The sequence below is a fragment of the Leptotrichia sp. oral taxon 417 genome (assembly GCF_013394865.1).
GTDB classification, from domain to species: domain Bacteria; phylum Fusobacteriota; class Fusobacteriia; order Fusobacteriales; family Leptotrichiaceae; genus Leptotrichia; species Leptotrichia wadei_A.
The window spans coordinates 1,735,748-1,752,869 of the sequence record NZ_JABXYV010000001.1 but is presented as its reverse complement, the minus strand read 5'-3'; the positions used below and the strand labels follow the sequence as shown (position 1 = coordinate 1,752,869).

The window sequence follows — 17,122 nt, the reverse complement described above, 5'->3', positions numbered from 1 at the left end:
AAAAATTAGATTCCATCCCGCCATCTGTCCTGAAACCAGAACCATTGTTCTGGCAGTTTTAAGATAATTTTTTCATATTCAGCTAAAATAGATTTCATTATTTCGTGTCTATTTTTGTAATTTTCAGGATGGATAATTTTGTCTATAAAAATATGGCAAATATTATTCTCATCAACTTCATTATGAATAATAACAATTGGAATATTCTCTTTCTTGGAAAAATAGGCAGGAAAGCCTGAATTAGTTGTAGGTAAGTCAAAAAATGCTATTTTATCCCCATCTGGTTTTCGTACGTCACTTAAAAGCACAAAAACGCCCTTTGAATTTTTATTTTTCAAAAAAGATTTGTAATTTTGTTCTGGAAAATAAGTCATGTTATCCTTAAAACGGATTTTATCCATATAAGATTCAATAAATTTGTTTGGAATAATTCTAATAGGAATAAACATTGTATCGTTTCTCGTTGGAAAAAGGCTGGCGTGAAAAAATCCAAAATGTGAAGTAACAAGAATAATCCGTTCATTTTCACTCTTTAATTTTTCCAGTAATTCAGAATTATATATTTTTGGTGAAAAATTTTCAAAATATTCATAAATCCAGAAGGGCAGTAAAAACGACTTTGCAGTATTTTTATAAGATTTTATTGCAATTTCCTTAATTTTTTTCTTTGAATAATTAAAACTATTTTGCTCATTTAAAATCAAATTTAAGTTACGATACGACAATTTTCTTCCTTTTGGAATGAGATAAAAAAGCAAAACACCAATAAATTCAGATATTTTTAGCCTAATTTTGGGTGAAAGAAAATTAAAGATTTTTATAAAAATATAAAAAATTGAGAATATTATAAAATCTATGGTTGTTTTCATAAAATGCTCCTTTAAATATAATCTATTTAACAAAAAGATAGCAAGAAATCTTCGAATTCTATAAGTGGGAGATGAATTGCTTTTTTGCTTGATATTTATAATAAAACACATCAGGGCAGGGACTTCCCGAAGAGCTTGGTAAATATATTTGGCTAATAAAAGCAGATACTTCTCAAGAAACTCCCGCTTCTAAAAGCAGGAGCAGTTCACTAAATTATACCACAGAAAATAAAAAAAATTAATTTTTTAGTATTGAAATTTATCTTTAGAAGTGTTATAATATTTTTGAGCAAAAACCAACAGATTGAATGTAACAAATTGTGAAAAAAAAGTCTTGTTCATTATTGAATGGGACTTTTTTTTATGTTATAATCATTTGTCAAGGCTTCACAAACCTTGATGTTATATTCGATATGTTGGGAGGTGGTCTCAATGATGAACTGGGATTTGACTGTTTTAGCAGTTATAATCGCTGCTTTTTTATTTTTTAGCAGTCAAAAATAATTAAGTAAATTCCCATTGTTCTTCCCACCTTATGCCTGTTAGTTCTATCTACTGGACTGGCAGGTTTTTCATTAAAACATCAAGGAGCTTTCTAAAAATGATAGAAAAAATAAAAATTGGTTTAAATAATTTGTATTTATTTAAAAATAAAAATGATGAATATTTATTGCTGGATACAGGAGTAAATGTGAAAAAGAAAAAAATTTTGAAGAAAATAATTCAGAAAATTGAAAATGTAAAAAAGATAAAAGTGATAGTTCTAAGCCATTCTCATTCTGATCATGTGGGAAATCTGAAAATGCTCGTTGATGAAATTGGAGATGTCAGGGTTATTGCACATAAAAATTCTGAAAATGTATTAGCAACAGGAAAAAGTGTTATTCCAAATGGATTTTATCCGTTTACAGAAAAAATTTCTAAAAAATTGAAAAGTAAAAAGAATTTTAGTAAAAATATCTTTCCAAAATTGGAGAAAACTGATATGGAAAAGGTGATTTTTATTGATTTTTTACAAAAGAAAAAAAATTTACTTTCAGAATACGGTTTTGGAAATATGGAAATTATTGAAACAAAAGGACATTCAGATGATTCGGTTTCGGTTGCAGTTTTTGATGAAAAAAATAATAAGAAATATTTATTTTGTGGAGATCTGGTTCAGAATTTATGTTTTAAAATTCCGTTAATTCCGTTATTTGGGGAGAATAAGGAAGAGTTGATTGAAAATTGGAAAAATATTATTCTGAATGGATATGATAAAATTTTTCCTGCAACTGGGAAAGAAGTTATAATACGGGATTTAATCAGAAGATTGGGGAAAGATGAAAAAAATAGAATTTAAAATTATTCAAAATAGTGATTACAGTGATGAAATAAGAAATATTCTGAATGATGAAGAAATGGAGTCGCTTGTACAGGTAACGTATGAAAAAGTGCCGAATTTATTTGAATCATTGCAAAAGGATAGTGAAAAGACACCTATTATTGTTGCAGGAATTGATGTTAAAACTGGTTATCTTGTGGGTGTTGGAGCTTGTTCAATTTTCAAAAATAATATCGGATATTTAAATTCATTTAGAATAAAAAAAGAGTATCGGAATAAAGTTAATTTTGGCAAGGCTTATGAAATGCTGATAACAGAAGCAAAAAAACTTGGGGTAAAAAACATAGTTACGACTATTTTGGAAGAAAATAAAATAGCACAAAAAATTTTGACAAAAAGGCGAAAAAGTATGCCAATTTATGAGTTTTATAAAAATATTGTATTTTTTAGCTTGAAAAATGTGAAAAAGGGTGATTTAATAGTAAAGGATGAAGAAATTTTGAAATATGGAAATTTTGAGATTCATCTGAAAAATAAGACAAATAAAAAATATGTTGTGAAAGATTACAAAAAAATTTATAAATTTTTGTATAAATTTAGGAAAGTAATAGCTTTTTTTGGATATCCAGAAATGCCTGAAATTAATAAAATTTCAAATTTTTTGTATACGGATTTTGTTTTAAAGGGAAAAAATGCAGATGAGAAAAAAAATAAAAATGAATTTAGAAAAGCTGTAAAATTTGTTCAAAATAAAGGCTATAATTGTGATTTTTTTATGATTGGAAGTTATGAAAACTCGTTTTTGGAAAAGAATTTGGATAAAATGAAGGTTTTTAAGTATAAAAGCAAAATGTATAAAGTTTTTTATGAAAAAATTGAAAATGTTGAAAGAGATAATAATTTTAGAAATGAAAATATTGAAATTTTATTTTGGAATTTGTAGAATAATTGAACCCAAAAGTTATGACTATTTTACTTGAACCATAAATTTATATAATTTTTAATAATTTGATTTTAAATAGTTCAAGTATAAATAGCGAGATGGTTATGGACTTCTTTACAAGGAGTTGACATTTCTTGTCACTAAATAATATAATTTTAAATGGAGCCTAGTACAAACAATTTGATGTTAATAAATTTTAGAGAGGAGAAGTTAAGTGTTAAAAAATATAAAAGAAAGCTATCAACATTCGTATTTTCTGTATTTAAAATTGATAATAGCGGGTATTATTATTGGTCTTATCGTTGGAATAATTGATACGATTTTTGGAAGAGGATTGCTTTTAATTGGAGATATTCGGAAGGAATATTTGTATTATTTTGTGCCTTTTCTGGCTTTGGCAGGACTTTTGATTGTTTTTATTTATCAAAAATTTGCTGGGAAGACTGGCAAGGGGATGGGACTAATTTTTGAAGTTGGTCATGGGACTGAAAAGGAAATTCCTTTGAGACTTATTCCGATTGTGACGGTTGCGACTTGGATTACGCATTTGTTTGGAGGAAGTGCTGGGCGTGAAGGAGTTGCTGTGCAGCTAGGGGCGACGCTTTCCCATAGATTTAATAAGTACTTTAATTTTCCTGATAAGTCTAAAGTCTTTTTGGTAACAGGAATGGCGGCAGGTTTTGGTGGATTGTTTCAAACACCGATTGCAGCGTTATTTTTTGGTTTAGAAGTTTTAGCATTGGGGAATTTGCAGCTATATGCTTTGCTTCCAGCAGTTGTTGCAGCATTTACTGCTAGCTGGACTTCATCTTTTTTAGGACTGGAAAAGTTTACTCACATTGTAAATACAAATTTGTCAATAACTCCAATGACATTTATAAAATTTGCAATTTTAGGAATAATTTTTGGAATTGCTGGAAATTTATTTGTTTATTTACAAAGTTTCTTGAAAAAATTTGCTGCAGAAAAAATTAAAAATCCATATTATCGAATTTTTATTATCGGAATTTTTCTTAGCATAATACTTTTATTATTGCATGAAGGTCGATATACTGGGCTTGGAACAAATTTAATTGAAAACAGTTTTTCAGGGAAACAAATTTTTGGATATGACTGGATATTAAAATTGTTATTGACAACATTGACATTGGCTGCTGGATTTCAAGGTGGAGAAGTGACGCCACTATTTTCAATTGGAGCTTCCTTGGGTGTTGTGATAGCGATTTTCTTTGGTCTGCCGATTGAATTTGTTGCAGCTGCAGGTTATATAAGTGTATTTGGAAGTGCGACAAATACTTTATTAACACCGATTTTTATTGGCGGAGAAGTTTTTGGATTTAATAATTTGCCATTTTTTGTGATAATTGTGATTTTTGCTTATTTGGTTAATCGGAAAATATCGACTTATGGATTGCAGAAAAATTATTTTGAAGAGATTGGGTAATTGATAAATAATGAAATAAAAATATGGAATTAAGGTAAAAATATAGATTAATATATATAAATTTTATATAATACTTGTAAAATATAGGAATCGTAATCGTCTACAATGATAAATTAATTTTAAGGTTATAACTGTTTATGGATAATTGTAAAAGATAAAATTATAGAAATTAAGGTTACAGGTTTCTATAAATAATACAAAAGTAAAATAATAAGGAGGAAAAATGAAAAAAGTATTTGGAATTTTATTGGTTGGATTATTATCGATGTCGTTGGAGGCACATAGCAAGGATGTAAGTAGAAAGGTGACAAAACCAGTAGGAATAAATCAGAATGTTTCTGTTAAAAATAATGAAAATAAGGATTTAAATGAAGATTTTCCTGAACAAAAAATGATTGGAATGGCTAATCCTGCTTCGGTTTATTGTGTGGAACAAGGTGGCGAGTCGATTATAAAACAGGATAAAGATGGAAGTGAATATGGAATTTGTAAATTTAAGGATGGTAAAGAAGTTGATGAATGGGAATTTTATAGAAAAAATCATGATTTGACGGAAAAGGGAGTTCCTGAAATTAATAAAAAATAAGAAAATCAATTTCTAAGTAAATAATCATTGTTGTATAAGCAATGGTTATTTTTTTGTAAAGAAAAGTTGAAAAAAAACTTTTTATATAGTAAAATCTTTAGTATAGGAGGAAAAATGAAAATTTCTGAATTTATTAATGAAAAAGCGGCAAGCGGGATGCGGTCAGAAATAAAGAGATATGGCGGGAATGAGATATTTTTTAGGGGAATTCCTGATAAGAATGGAGTTGTTTCTAAAGTTGAGGTTATTGCTAGGGGAAATGCTGGCTCTGTTGCTGCGTTGCTGAATATGATGAGAAAAAATGAGGTTATAATACATAATCATCCATCTGGAGTGCTGATTCCATCTGATGAGGATGTGAATATTTCTAGTATGTATGGAGAAGTTGGCGGAGCTTCATATATTGTAAATAATGATGTGGATGATATTTGTGTGGTTGTGCCTTTAAGGGAATTTATAAAAATTGATATTGATGATTATTTTGGAGAAAATGGGATTATTCATAAAAATTTTGGAAAGTTTGAAGTACGGCGGGAGCAGTATGAGATGGCTAAGTTTATTGAAAAAAGTATGAATGAGAATAAAAAGCTGATAGTGGAGGCTGGGACTGGAACTGGAAAAACGATTGCTTATCTTTTACCTACATTGATTTATGCCGTTGAAAATAATTTAAAAGTAATTGTTTCTACAAATACGATTAATTTGCAGGAACAGCTTATTAATAAGGATATTCCACTTTTGAAAAAAATTATTGATGAAGATTTTAATTACCAGATTGTGAAGGGAAGAGGAAATTATCTTTGTAAAAGGAAACTTTATAATTTGGAGGTTGTTGATAAGGAAACGGATACGGAAGATGAAAAAAAGGAAAAAAATATTATAAGAAATCTTATAGAATGGGATAAAAAGGTTACGAAGACAGGTGACAGGAATGAGCTGAAATATGAGATTTCAAACAGTATTTGGGAAAAAGTGAATAGTGAAGCTGATATGTGTAAAGGCGTAAAATGCCCATATTATTCAAAATGTCATTTTTTTAATGCAAGAAAAAATATTTCAGATGCGACACTTCTTATTGTGAACCATCATATGTTCTTTGCTGATTTGGCAATTAGAAATCAGACGGGATTTTATACAAATTATTCAATTTTGCCAAATTATGATATTTTAGTTTTTGATGAGGCACACAATATTGAAGATACTGCTAGAAATTATTTTACTTTTGAAACGTCAAAAATTTCCTTTGGACGGCTTATGGGAAATATTTATAATAAGCGTGTTGTAAAATCAAGCAATGGTGGGGCTCTTGTAAAACTTCTGACTTACTTGAATGAAAGTCTTTCGAGTGAAGAATACAGGGAAGTTGATGAATTGCAGGAAAATGTTGTTGAAGAGCTGAATAAATTTTATGATAAGGGAATTGATATTTTTGATAAGTTGACTTTTCTTTTTTCGGAAAATAATGACAATAGGGAAATTAAAGCAAAAATTGATAAGGAAAAAATGCAAAGCAATAAATTATTTCGTGAAACTATGGAATTAAATAGCCAGTTTAAGGAAATTTATGGAAATTTAGTTATGAAAATTAATAAATTTCTGAATAAAGTGAATAATTATAATCTTGAAGATAAAGATGGATTTTTATTTGAATTTTCAAGATATTATGAAAGGCTGAAACAATATTACAAAAAGTTTGAGTTTATTTTGGAAGGGAAAGAGGAAGGCTATGTTTACTGGGCAAATGTTACGACAGTACGTCCAAATGTGAAATTGTATGCGACACCATTTGATATTTCAGATGAACTGAATGATAATTTGTTTAATAAATTGGATAGAATGATTTTTACTTCGGCGACACTTGCTGTTGACAATAAATTTGACTATTATAAAAAAAGTGTTGGACTTGTGAAGGAAAATCCAAAAAAAATAGATGAAAAAATTGTAAAATCGCCATTTGACTATGAAAAGCAAATGAAGGTCTATATTCCAGAAGATGCACTTGATCCAACGAATACTGAATTTATGAGAGATTTGGAAGGATTTGTTGAAGAAGTGATAAAAAGTACGAAGGGACATTGCTTTTTATTATTTACTTCGTATAGTACCTTGAATTTTTTGTATAGCCGGCTAAAAACACGGTTTTCGCAAAAGGAGTATACGCTTATAAGGCAAAATGACTTTCCACGGCATGAAATGATTGAAATTTTTAAAAACTCTAAAAACCCAGTATTATTTGGGACAGACAGTTTCTGGGAAGGTGTCGATGTGCAGGGAGATCAGCTGAAATCGGTAATTATTACAAAACTGCCGTTTAAGGTGCCGAACGATCCTGTGACAGAGGCGATTATTGAAAATATAAAAAGGAATGGACAAAATCCGTTTAATGATTATCAAGTCCCGCAGGCTGTGATTAAATTTAAGCAGGGAGTTGGAAGGCTTATTAGAAGCAAGTCAGATAGCGGAAATATAATTATTCTTGATAATAGAGTAATAAAAAAAATGTATGGGAAGAAATTTTTGGCTGCTCTTCCAAGGAATAAAATAGTTGGAAGTAAAAATGAGATTTTAGAGAGAATGAAGTAAAAATTTTGAATATGATAAAAATAAAAAGGGAGGATTATAAATTTTAGGAAAGGATAGGGAAAATGAGAGTAAATATATTAGGGCGGGAATTTCTTTTTGAAGTTAAAGAAAGAAACAAAAAAAATGATGAATCCCAATCTTATATCAAAAATAGATTTATGTTCAGGTTCGTTATTTTGGCAATAACATTTATGATATTTGGAATAATTATAGAAATGTCAAGACTGAATGTAAACTACAATGTTGGAAGTATTGCAAAATCTGATATTGTGGCATATAAAAATATGTCGTATTTTGTAGATATTTTAGATGACAGCATTGAGGAAAAAATAATGAGAACAACACAGCCTGAATATGATAAAATAAAGGATGTAAACAGGGAAACGGTGATTGCTCTTAATAAATTTTTGCGGGATATACGGAATATGAACTTGTCTGATGATGCGACAATTGCAAAGTATATAAAAGATAACAAATATACATTTACAAATGCTGATATTAGAGAAATAGTGGAAAGAACAGAAAATGTGGAATATTCTGTAAATCTAAATGAAACTATGTCTGAAATTTACAGCACAGGAATTTATAAAATGGAGAATTTGCCAAAAATTATCAGAAGAAAGAATATAAAGGCTGATAATTTAGATATGAAAGTTCTTCAAAATTTTATAAAGCCAAATCTAGTCATAAATGAGGAAGCAACAAAAAAGAAAATTGCAGATAATATGATGTCATTGAGAGATAAGGAAATTAAGATTTATAAAGGGGATATTATTGTAAAAAAAGGTGAAATAATTGATTCAGATGCATTTTTAAAATTGGAAAAACTGAATTTGGTAAGAAATGGGGATAAATTTAAAAAGGCAGTTGGACTAATAACAACATTTTCATTGCTTTTAATTTTAATATATTTTCTTCTTAAAAAAAATGTAAGAAAAGTTGTGGAGTCAAATGCATTTTATCCGACATTGCTTACAATAATAGTTGTAAATATATTTTATGTTTTATTTTCAAATAATCAGTTTCTTATTTACTTGCTTCCTTTTGCAATGCTTCCGATTATTTCGACAATTATAGGAAATAAAACTTATGCGATTATTATGACGTTTTCTAATATGGTTATGCTATCTCAGGAGGAATCGTGGTTTTTTGTCACAATAGCGGTTTCGCTTGTTGCTGTTTACAAAGCGGATGACCTTGTTGGAAGAAGCGATATTATTAAATTGAGCTTCTTTTTGGGAATATTTCAGGCATTGCTGTCATTTAGCTACGGATTGGTAAATCAGTCAAATTTTGGCTTAATTATGCTGATGATAGTGTTTTCAGTATTTTCCGGGATTCTTACTGGAATGATGTCGCTTGCGGTATTGCCATATTTTGAAGATTACTTTGATATTTTGACAACGATGAAATTGCTGGAATTAAGTGATTTTTCACATACATTGCTTAAACAGCTGCTTATAAAAGCGCCAGGGACTTTTCATCATAGTATAATGGTTGGAGCGCTGGCTGAAGGAGCGGCTGAAAGTATAGGAGCAAATGCGACTTTTGCGAGAATTGCTTCGTATTATCACGATATTGGAAAAATGAAGCGTCCAGAATTTTTTGTGGAAAATCAGCGGGATGGAATTAATCCGCATAATAAGATAAAGCCATCGTTAAGTGCGTTGATATTGACTTCACACACGAAAGACGGATATATAATGGGTAAAGAAAATAAATTGCCAAAGGAAATATTGGATGTGATTTTACAGCATCATGGAACAACTTTGACTCAATATTTTTACTATAAGGCTCTGGAAAATGGAGAAAAAGTTGTGGAAAGCAACTTTAGATATAGTGGGCCTAAACCAAAGACAAAGGAATCAGGGATAATACTTTTGGCGGATACGGTGGAAGCGGCTACGAGAACGCTTGAAAATAAAAGTAAGGAAGGAATTGAGAATTTTATCCGATATTTAGTAAAATCAAAAATCGAAGACAAGCAATTAAGCGATTCTGATTTAACTTTGGGAGAATTGGAAAAAGTTATTCAATCCTTTATAAATACGTTGCAAGGTGTTTATCATGAAAGAATAAAATATCCAAAAATGGATGAAAAAATGAAAAAAATTGAGAAAAAATAAAATTATGAAAATGGAGAAAATATAAAGAATGGAAAAAGAAAAAAAATTAGAAATAGATATAACCTATAACATTGAAAAAATTGACAGTTTCTTTGATGAAGAAAAGATAAATGAATTTGTAAGCTATATTTTAAAGGATGAATACAAGAAAGATTTTGACAAAAGTGAATACTATCTTTCGCTATTGATTACGACAAATGATGAAATCCAGGAAATAAATCGTGAATATCGCCAAAAAGATGCCCCAACGGATGTAATTTCTTTTGCCTATAATGAAACAGAGAATATTGGGGCGGTCAATATGTTAGGTGACATCGTAATTTCAATTGATCGTGTGAGAGAGCAGTCTAGTGAATATGGACATTCTGATGAACGCGAATTTTACTATGTTTTATGTCACGGAATGTTGCATTTGCTGGGATATGATCATATTGAGGAAGAAGATAAGGCTGTTATGAGAAGGCGGGAAGAAGAAATTTTGAGCAAGTTTAACTATATTCGATAAATTTTTGTAAAAATTTAGGAAGGAGTGGAAATTCTAATGGGAAAAAATAAAAATGAAAATAGTGATAAAAAAAAGAAAAGATCGATATTTTCATTGTTCCATAAAAAGAATAGATATAATTGGGATATAAAAAAAGAAAGGGCAAGGGATAAAAGGCTTGTTGATAGCTTTAACTTTGCGATAGAAGGGCTAATTTCGGCATTGAAGAATGAAAAGCATATGAAAGTTCATATACTTGCGGCAATTATTATTGTGATTTTGGCGATTGTTATAAATGCGAGCAAAGTGGAAATTTTAATAATTTCCTTGTCGGTTTCATTTGTAGTAATTACAGAACTTGTAAATACTGCAGTTGAAGCAATTGTTGACTTGGTTTCTCCTGAGCGTCATCCACTTGCAAAATTGGCTAAGGATGTAGCGGCTGGAGCGGTTCTGGTTGCTGCGATTAATGCGCTTTGCGTGGGATATTTGCTATTTTATGATAAATTGCTGGATATTTTTGATGGTGCGAATAAATTGCATGTTATTGCTGGAAGAAAAGGTAATATTTCAATTTTGATATTGATTTTAGTTTCAATTTTAGTAATTGTTCTGAAAACATTTTTTAGGAAAGGCACTCCACTTGAAGGAGGTATGCCTAGTGGACATAGCGCGATAGCTTTTGCTGCTTTTGGAATACTTGTATTTATGACTTCAGATGTGAGAATACTGGTTTTGGGATTCTTTATGGCCGCATTAGTTGCTCAAAGCAGAGTTAAGTCTGGAATTCATAGTATAAGGGAAGTTCTGGCGGGTGGACTGCTTGGATTTTCAGTTGCATTTGTCATATTATTTATAATGATGCAATTTGGAATTTTATATAATTAAAAATTGAAAAAGATAAAAAAATGTGCTATAATACTTAACGTTAAAAGTTATCTAAAAAGAGTTGATTAGAAAATTTATTTTAGGTAATTAAAAAAATTAATATAAAAAGTTCAGAAATAGTTTGGATTATAAATTATTTAAATAAAATAAAGAATTTAGGAGTTGGAAAATTAATTATGTTTCAAAAATTAGACGATGTTGTTTTAAAGCATAAGGAACTTACAGAAAAGCTTATGGATCCTGAAGTTGTGTCAGATCCAAAGAAAATTATGGAGTATAATAAGGCTTTGAACAGTATTGATGAAGTTGTTAAAAAATATACATATTACAAAAGCCGTAAAGAGGAATTAGAAGGTCTGAAGGAAGACTTGAAAATTGAAAAAGATGCGGAAATGAAGGAAATGATGCATGAAGAAATTCATCTGATTGAAGAAGAAATTCCACATCTTGAAGAAGAATTAAAAGTTCTTTTACTTCCAAAGGATCCCAACGATGACAAAAATGTTATCATGGAAATCCGTGCTGGTGCGGGTGGAGATGAAGCGGCATTATTTGCAGCTGATATTTTCAGAATGTTTACAAGATATGCAGAAAGAAACCGTTGGAAAACTGAAATCATTGAAAAAAATGAAATCGGTGTTGGTGGATTAAAAGAAGTAACATTTTTGATTAAAGGACACGGAGCTTATTCAAGATTAAAATTTGAAAGTGGAGTTCACCGTGTGCAAAGAGTTCCAGCTACTGAATCTTCAGGAAGAGTTCATACATCTACAATTACAGTTGCAGTATTGCCTGAAATAGATGATGTAAGTGAAGTTGAAATTAATCCAAGTGATTTGAAAATTGATACGTACAGATCGAGCGGTGCAGGTGGACAGCACGTAAATACGACTGATTCTGCTGTAAGAATTACCCATTTGCCAACTGGACTTGTGGTCACTTCGCAAGATGGACGTTCACAAATAAAAAATAAGGAAGCTGCAATGAAAGTGCTAGTTTCTAAATTGTATGAAATGGAATGTGAAAAACAAAGAAGTGCAGTTGAAAATGAAAGACGTTCGCAAGTTGGAAGTGGAGACAGATCTGAAAAAATCAGAACTTATAATTTCCCGCAAGGAAGAGTTACAGATCACAGAATTAAATTGACGCTTCATAGGCTTGAAGGAATTTTGGATGGGGATCTGGATGAGATGATAGATGCCTTGATAGCTTATGAACAAGCTGAATTATTGAAAGAGGTTGGAAGTAACAATGAATAATTTGCTGGATATTTTAAATAAATCGGTTAATTATTTGGAAAAAAAAAATATAAAAAATGCTCGGCTAACGGCAGAAAGCATAATTGCTGAAATAATGAAAATGGAAAGAATTATGCTGTATGCTGAATTTGAGCGAGTATTATCAGAAAATGAATTAAAAAAAATTCGGGAAAAACTGAATGAAATTGTAAATAAATCAAAAGAGAAAAAAAAATCTGATAATAATGATTTTGAAAATACAGTAAAGTCTGAAAAACAATTGAAATTGCTGCTTGATAAAAGTGTTCAATATCTTGAAAAAAACGATATTCAAGAGGGGAAATTAATTGCAGAAATTGTATTTTCACACGTTTTGAATATTGATAGAATGATGCTTTTTACAAAGTACAGGGATGATGTTGAAGATGAGGAAATCGAAAAAATCAGATATTTTATTCAAAAAATTGGACGTGAAAAATTTCCAGTTCAATATTTGCTAAATGAGCAGGAATTTTATGGAAGAAAGTTTTACGTTGACAAAGGGGTTTTAATTCCACGGCAAGATACGGAAATTTTGGTTGAAAAAATGATTGATACTTTGAAAGATAAGGTTTTAAAAAATGAAATTCATCTAAAAATACTTGATATTGGTGTTGGAAGTGGTATAATAGGGATTACAGCCGCATTGGAAATAGAAAGTTCTTATGTGCTAGGTGTGGATATTTCAGACAAGGCGCTTGAAACTGCTCAAAAAAATAAAGAGATTTTAAAGGTTTCAAATATAAAATTTTTAAAATCTGATTTATTTGAAAATGTGGAATTTAGGGAGTTTGATATGATAGTGTCAAATCCGCCGTATATTTCCCTTAATGAAGTTGGTATTATGTCAGATGACACTTTATTACATGAGCCAAGCGAAGCACTTTTTGCAGAAAATGACGGATTATATTTTTATTATGAAATTTGTCAGAAGGCATCTGATTATTTGGCTGATTTTGGGTATTTGTTATTTGAGATTGGCTATAAGCAGGGAAAAAATGTTGCTAAAATTATGGCAAGTTCAGGTTTTAAAAATATTGAAGTTGTGAAGGATTTAGCGGGATTGGATAGAGTTGTTATAGGACAGAAAATTATAAATAAAATTGAAAATTAGTTAAGCATTAAATGATTTTTACTATTTAAAAATATAAAAATTATTTAATAAAAAAAAGAATGGAGATGAGTTAATGATTAGTGATAGGAAATTTTTTAAAAGAACAGGAATATTATTATTGGGTATAACATGCTCAATAGCATTATTTGGAAATGAAAATATTAAGGAGGTGTCGTTAAAAGGGAACATTGAAAGCGTAAATACGCCTAAAAAAGAACTTGTATCGGTAGCTTCAACTAAAACTAATAATTCTCAATTGGAAAAATTAATTAAAAATCAATATAATAATAAAAGCATAGATTTAAATGTAAATACAAGTTTAAAAAATATGCGTGATAGTGGAAGTTACGAACGTCCAAATGAAAATACCTACACAGCAAACAGAAAAACTCAGCAAGGAACGCCTGATATGAAATTATCAAGAGAACAATTACTTGCTGTAGCGGAGAAAATTTTCCAGAATGAAACTGGTGGAGTTAGAAATAATCTAGTTGACTGGAACGATGGAGAAAATTTTCCGTCACTTGGAATTGGACATTTCACGTGGTTTAAGGCTAGCGGTGGAAGAAGTGGATTTGGAGACAGTTTGCCTGATATGATTGCCTATTATAAGGAAAAAGGTATTGCATTGCCAAAATTGCTTGCAGAATTTAAACATTCCCCTTGGAACAGCAAATCAGAGTTAATGGCTAAAAAGGCTAACGGGGATAAGGATATTCAAGAATTAATTGCGTTTTTTGACAATACAAGAGATATTCAGGTAATGTTTATTTATGACAGGTTAAAAAGTTCGCTTGATAAAATGATACAGGCTTCTTCAAATAAGGAGAATTTAAAAAATCAATTTGATAGAATGGTAAACACTCCCAATGGGCTATATGCGTTAATTGACTATGTAAACTTTAAAGGTGAAGGATTGAAAGGTGTTTCATCGTATAACAATGTTGCTTGGGGATTGAGGCAAGTACTTGAAAATATGAAGGGAACAGCGACTGGACAAAGTGCATTGGTAGAATTTAGTAATTCTGCTAAAGATATATTGGCAAGACGTGTAAAAAATGCTCCAAGAAATGAAAGCAGATGGCTGCAAGGATGGTATAATAGAGTAGACACTTATAAAACATTTGAAATTGGAAGTGCATATTAATAGATATATTTAAAAATAAATAAAAATTGTGGAAATTGGCAGGGAATTATTAAATTCCCTGTTTCCTTTAAAATAAGAGAAAGTGAGAAAAATAAGTTAAATGAAAATTTCAGATTTTGATTTTGAATTGCCAGAAGAGCTGATAGCACAGCATGCAGTTAATCCAAGAGATCATTCAAGATTGCTAGTATTAAATAAAACAGAAAAAACATTGGAACATAAAAAATTTTATAATATAATAGATTATTTAAAAAAAGATGATGTTCTTGTAATTAATCGTACAAAAGTTATTCCTGCAAGATTGTTTGGGCATAAGGAAAATGGAGTTGTACTTGAATGTTTTCTTTTAAAAAGATATGATTTGTATACGTGGGAAGTTTTGTTAAAGCCTGCTAAAAAGTTGAAAATTGGGCAGAAAATCATATTTTTAGAAGGGGTTCTGGAGGCGGAACTTTTGGAAATTAAGGAAGATGGGAATAGAGTTGTAAAATTTAATTTTGAAGGAAGATTTGAGGAAATATTGGATAAGTTGGGGGAAATGCCGCTTCCGCCATATATTATGGAGAAATTGGAGGATAAGAACCGATATCAGACTGTATATGCAAAGGAAGGGGAATCTGTCGCTGCTCCAACTGCAGGACTTCATTTTACAAATGAACTTTTAGAAAAAATTCGTGAAAAGGGAGTTATCATTGCAGAAGTATTTTTGGATGTGGGACTTGGAACGTTTAGGCCTGTAAAAGTAGAAAATATAATGGATCATAAGATGCACAGTGAAAAATATCGAGTACCTGAAGAAACGGCTAAAATTATCAATGAGGCTAAGGAGAAGGGCAACCGTGTAATTGCAGTAGGAACAACATCGGTAAGAACATTGGAATCGGCTGTTGATGAAAGCGGAAAACTTATGGCAGCTGAAGGCAATACAAATATTTTTATTTATGGAGAATATAAATTTAAAATTGCTGATGCGATAATTACGAATTTCCATTTGCCAAAATCTACGTTAATTATGCTGATTTCAGCATTTGGCGGAAAAGAGTTTATTTTTGAAGCCTATAAAAAGGCTATTGAAGAGAAATATAGATTTTATAGCTTTGGAGATTCTATGTTTATTTATTAGACTTGTTCAATAATTACACAAATTCAGAATTTAATAAAATAAATATCTTGAAGCAAGGAGTCTTGATCCCTTGTATAGATAAAAAAAACTTAGGTTATCGAACATATCTATTAAATTTTATTTAACTTGAGGTTAAAAACCTTTTGTCAAGGAGTATTTTAATGAAAAGTGATGATTTTAGATGTAAAAATTGTGGTGGAATGATGCGGTTCGATCCGAAATCTGGGAATCTGAAATGTGAGAATTGTGAAACAGAAGAGGAATTGCCAAAAGTTTTTACGCATAAAAGACACGATATAAATGATTATGAAAAAAGGATAAAAAATAAAATAACTGAAGAAAAAACTATTGTTCAATGTAGTTCCTGCGGTGCTATGGTCGAGATGGAGCCACTTGAAACTTCAAAAAAGTGTCCCTATTGTGATACAAATATTGTATTAAGTGAAAAGGCGGTATCTGTATTAGAACCTGATGGAATAAGACCTTTTCTTGTGGATAAAAGGGAAATTGGAAATCTTTTTTCAAATTGGCTAAAAAGAAGATGGTTTGCTCCAAATGTTTTAAAAAATTTGTACCAAAGTGGAAAAGTAACTGGAATATATCTCCCATACTGGTCTTTTGATAATAGTGCAGATACTGAATATACTGCTCAGGGAGGGATTGACAGGACAGAAACTTACGAAGAGGATGGAAAGACTAGGACAAGAATAGTCACAGACTGGTATTATGTAAGTGGAGAAGTTGGGAACAAATTCAGAAATGCTATAATGAGAGCTTCCAGAACGCTAAATGACAGGCTTTTAAAAAGTCTTGGAGGATTTAATGTGGAAGATACGATAAATTTTGATTCAAGATATTTGTCAGGGTACAACTCTGAGATTTTTAAAGTTCCCATGAGGCAAGGCTATGAAGAGGCTAAAGTAAAAATGGAAGATGAAATTTACAATACAATTTCTTCAGATGTGCTAAGAAGATACGATAGAGTACGAGATATAAGATATTCCATCTATTGGAGCGATGAATATTACAGGCTTTTACTATTACCTGTATATTCAATGTCTTATTCATTTAATGGAAAATCCTATCAAATTGTTATAAATGGGGAAAACGGGAAAATAGTTGGTGAATATCCAAAATCGGCTGTGAAGATAGCCATTGCAGTTATATTGGCTGTAATAGCATTGGGATTATTATTTTACTATATGAATAAATAA

The 17,122-nt window shown here is 30.3% G+C and carries 14 protein-coding genes; 13 read left to right on the top strand and 1 reads right to left on the bottom strand.

The features are described 5' to 3' along the window. Positions 1 to 5 precede the first annotated feature (5 nt). Positions 6 to 869, bottom strand: coding sequence for a lysophospholipid acyltransferase family protein (locus HW276_RS08040; protein WP_178938083.1), 864 nt, complete (start codon positions 867 to 869; stop codon positions 6 to 8). 601 nt (positions 870 to 1,470) lie between these two features. Here HW276_RS08040 and HW276_RS08035 point away from each other — a divergent pair. The 13 genes from HW276_RS08035 (at position 1,471) to HW276_RS07975 (ending at position 17,122) form a co-directional block, all read left to right on the top strand. Then, positions 1,471 to 2,211 (top strand): MBL fold metallo-hydrolase, encoded by a 741-nt coding sequence (locus tag HW276_RS08035; protein ID WP_178938082.1) that lies wholly within the window; start codon positions 1,471 to 1,473, stop codon positions 2,209 to 2,211. After that, positions 2,192 to 3,136 (top strand): GNAT family N-acetyltransferase, encoded by a 945-nt coding sequence (locus HW276_RS08030; RefSeq protein WP_178938081.1) that lies wholly within the window; start codon positions 2,192 to 2,194, stop codon positions 3,134 to 3,136. The genes HW276_RS08035 and HW276_RS08030 overlap by 20 nt, the downstream gene beginning before the upstream one ends. 214 nt (positions 3,137 to 3,350) lie before the next feature. Beyond that, a complete protein-coding gene (locus HW276_RS08025) occupies positions 3,351 to 4,580 on the top strand; it encodes a chloride channel protein (protein WP_178938080.1) in 1,230 nt (409 codons plus the stop codon). A gap of 223 nt (positions 4,581 to 4,803) precedes the next feature. Next, positions 4,804 to 5,166, top strand: a complete 363-nt coding sequence (locus tag HW276_RS11845; RefSeq protein ID WP_255460413.1) for a DUF333 domain-containing protein — start codon at positions 4,804 to 4,806, stop codon at positions 5,164 to 5,166. Between the two features lie 114 nt (positions 5,167 to 5,280). After that, the gene (locus HW276_RS08015; protein WP_178938079.1) at positions 5,281 to 7,749 is read left to right on the top strand and encodes an ATP-dependent DNA helicase; all 2,469 of its coding nucleotides are present in this window, start codon (positions 5,281 to 5,283) and stop codon (positions 7,747 to 7,749) included. Positions 7,750 to 7,811: 62 nt separating this feature from the next. Beyond that, a complete protein-coding gene (locus HW276_RS08010; RefSeq protein WP_178938078.1) occupies positions 7,812 to 9,875 on the top strand; it encodes an HD family phosphohydrolase in 2,064 nt (687 codons plus the stop codon). Positions 9,876 to 9,903: 28 nt separating this feature from the next. Further along, complete coding sequence (gene ybeY, locus HW276_RS08005; protein WP_178938077.1) at positions 9,904 to 10,380, top strand: rRNA maturation RNase YbeY; 477 nt, start codon at positions 9,904 to 9,906, stop codon at positions 10,378 to 10,380. A gap of 36 nt (positions 10,381 to 10,416) precedes the next feature. Next, on the top strand, positions 10,417 to 11,247 hold the full coding sequence (locus tag HW276_RS08000) for a diacylglycerol kinase (RefSeq protein ID WP_178938076.1): 831 nt from the start codon (positions 10,417 to 10,419) through the stop codon (positions 11,245 to 11,247). Between the two features lie 176 nt (positions 11,248 to 11,423). Then, positions 11,424 to 12,506, top strand: a complete 1,083-nt coding sequence (gene prfA, locus HW276_RS07995) for a peptide chain release factor 1 (RefSeq protein ID WP_178938075.1) — start codon at positions 11,424 to 11,426, stop codon at positions 12,504 to 12,506. Beyond that, positions 12,499 to 13,638 (top strand): peptide chain release factor N(5)-glutamine methyltransferase, encoded by a 1,140-nt coding sequence (gene prmC, locus HW276_RS07990; RefSeq protein ID WP_178938074.1) that lies wholly within the window; start codon positions 12,499 to 12,501, stop codon positions 13,636 to 13,638. Before prfA ends, prmC begins: the two co-directional genes overlap by 8 nt. 73 nt (positions 13,639 to 13,711) lie before the next feature. Next, a complete protein-coding gene (locus HW276_RS07985) occupies positions 13,712 to 14,785 on the top strand; it encodes a hypothetical protein (protein ID WP_178938073.1) in 1,074 nt (357 codons plus the stop codon). A 100-nt stretch (positions 14,786 to 14,885) separates the two neighbouring features. Beyond that, the gene (gene queA / locus HW276_RS07980; RefSeq protein WP_178938072.1) at positions 14,886 to 15,908 is read left to right on the top strand and encodes a tRNA preQ1(34) S-adenosylmethionine ribosyltransferase-isomerase QueA; all 1,023 of its coding nucleotides are present in this window, start codon (positions 14,886 to 14,888) and stop codon (positions 15,906 to 15,908) included. Between the two features lie 161 nt (positions 15,909 to 16,069). Continuing rightward, positions 16,070 to 17,122 carry a hypothetical protein gene (locus HW276_RS07975; protein WP_178938071.1) on the top strand — a complete coding sequence of 351 codons (1,053 nt, stop codon included), beginning with the start codon at positions 16,070 to 16,072 and terminating at the stop codon, positions 17,120 to 17,122.

Excerpts from the sequence above, each read along its gene's own strand:
- HW276_RS08040 (WP_178938083.1), bottom strand. The coding sequence starts at position 869 with ATGAAAACAACCATAGATTTTATAATATTCTCAATTTTTTATATTTTT.
- HW276_RS08035 (WP_178938082.1), top strand. The coding sequence starts at position 1,471 with ATGATAGAAAAAATAAAAATTGGTTTAAATAATTTGTATTTATTTAAA.
- HW276_RS08030 (WP_178938081.1), top strand. The coding sequence starts at position 2,192 with ATGAAAAAAATAGAATTTAAAATTATTCAAAATAGTGATTACAGTGAT.
- HW276_RS11845 (WP_255460413.1), top strand. The coding sequence starts at position 4,804 with ATGAAAAAAGTATTTGGAATTTTATTGGTTGGATTATTATCGATGTCG.
- HW276_RS08015 (WP_178938079.1), top strand. The coding sequence starts at position 5,281 with ATGAAAATTTCTGAATTTATTAATGAAAAAGCGGCAAGCGGGATGCGG.
- HW276_RS08010 (WP_178938078.1), top strand. The coding sequence starts at position 7,812 with ATGAGAGTAAATATATTAGGGCGGGAATTTCTTTTTGAAGTTAAAGAA.
- ybeY (WP_178938077.1), top strand. The coding sequence starts at position 9,904 with ATGGAAAAAGAAAAAAAATTAGAAATAGATATAACCTATAACATTGAA.
- HW276_RS08000 (WP_178938076.1), top strand. The coding sequence starts at position 10,417 with ATGGGAAAAAATAAAAATGAAAATAGTGATAAAAAAAAGAAAAGATCG.
- prfA (WP_178938075.1), top strand. The coding sequence starts at position 11,424 with ATGTTTCAAAAATTAGACGATGTTGTTTTAAAGCATAAGGAACTTACA.
- prmC (WP_178938074.1), top strand. The coding sequence starts at position 12,499 with ATGAATAATTTGCTGGATATTTTAAATAAATCGGTTAATTATTTGGAA.
- HW276_RS07985 (WP_178938073.1), top strand. The coding sequence starts at position 13,712 with ATGATTAGTGATAGGAAATTTTTTAAAAGAACAGGAATATTATTATTG.
- queA (WP_178938072.1), top strand. The coding sequence starts at position 14,886 with ATGAAAATTTCAGATTTTGATTTTGAATTGCCAGAAGAGCTGATAGCA.
- HW276_RS07975 (WP_178938071.1), top strand. The coding sequence starts at position 16,070 with ATGAAAAGTGATGATTTTAGATGTAAAAATTGTGGTGGAATGATGCGG.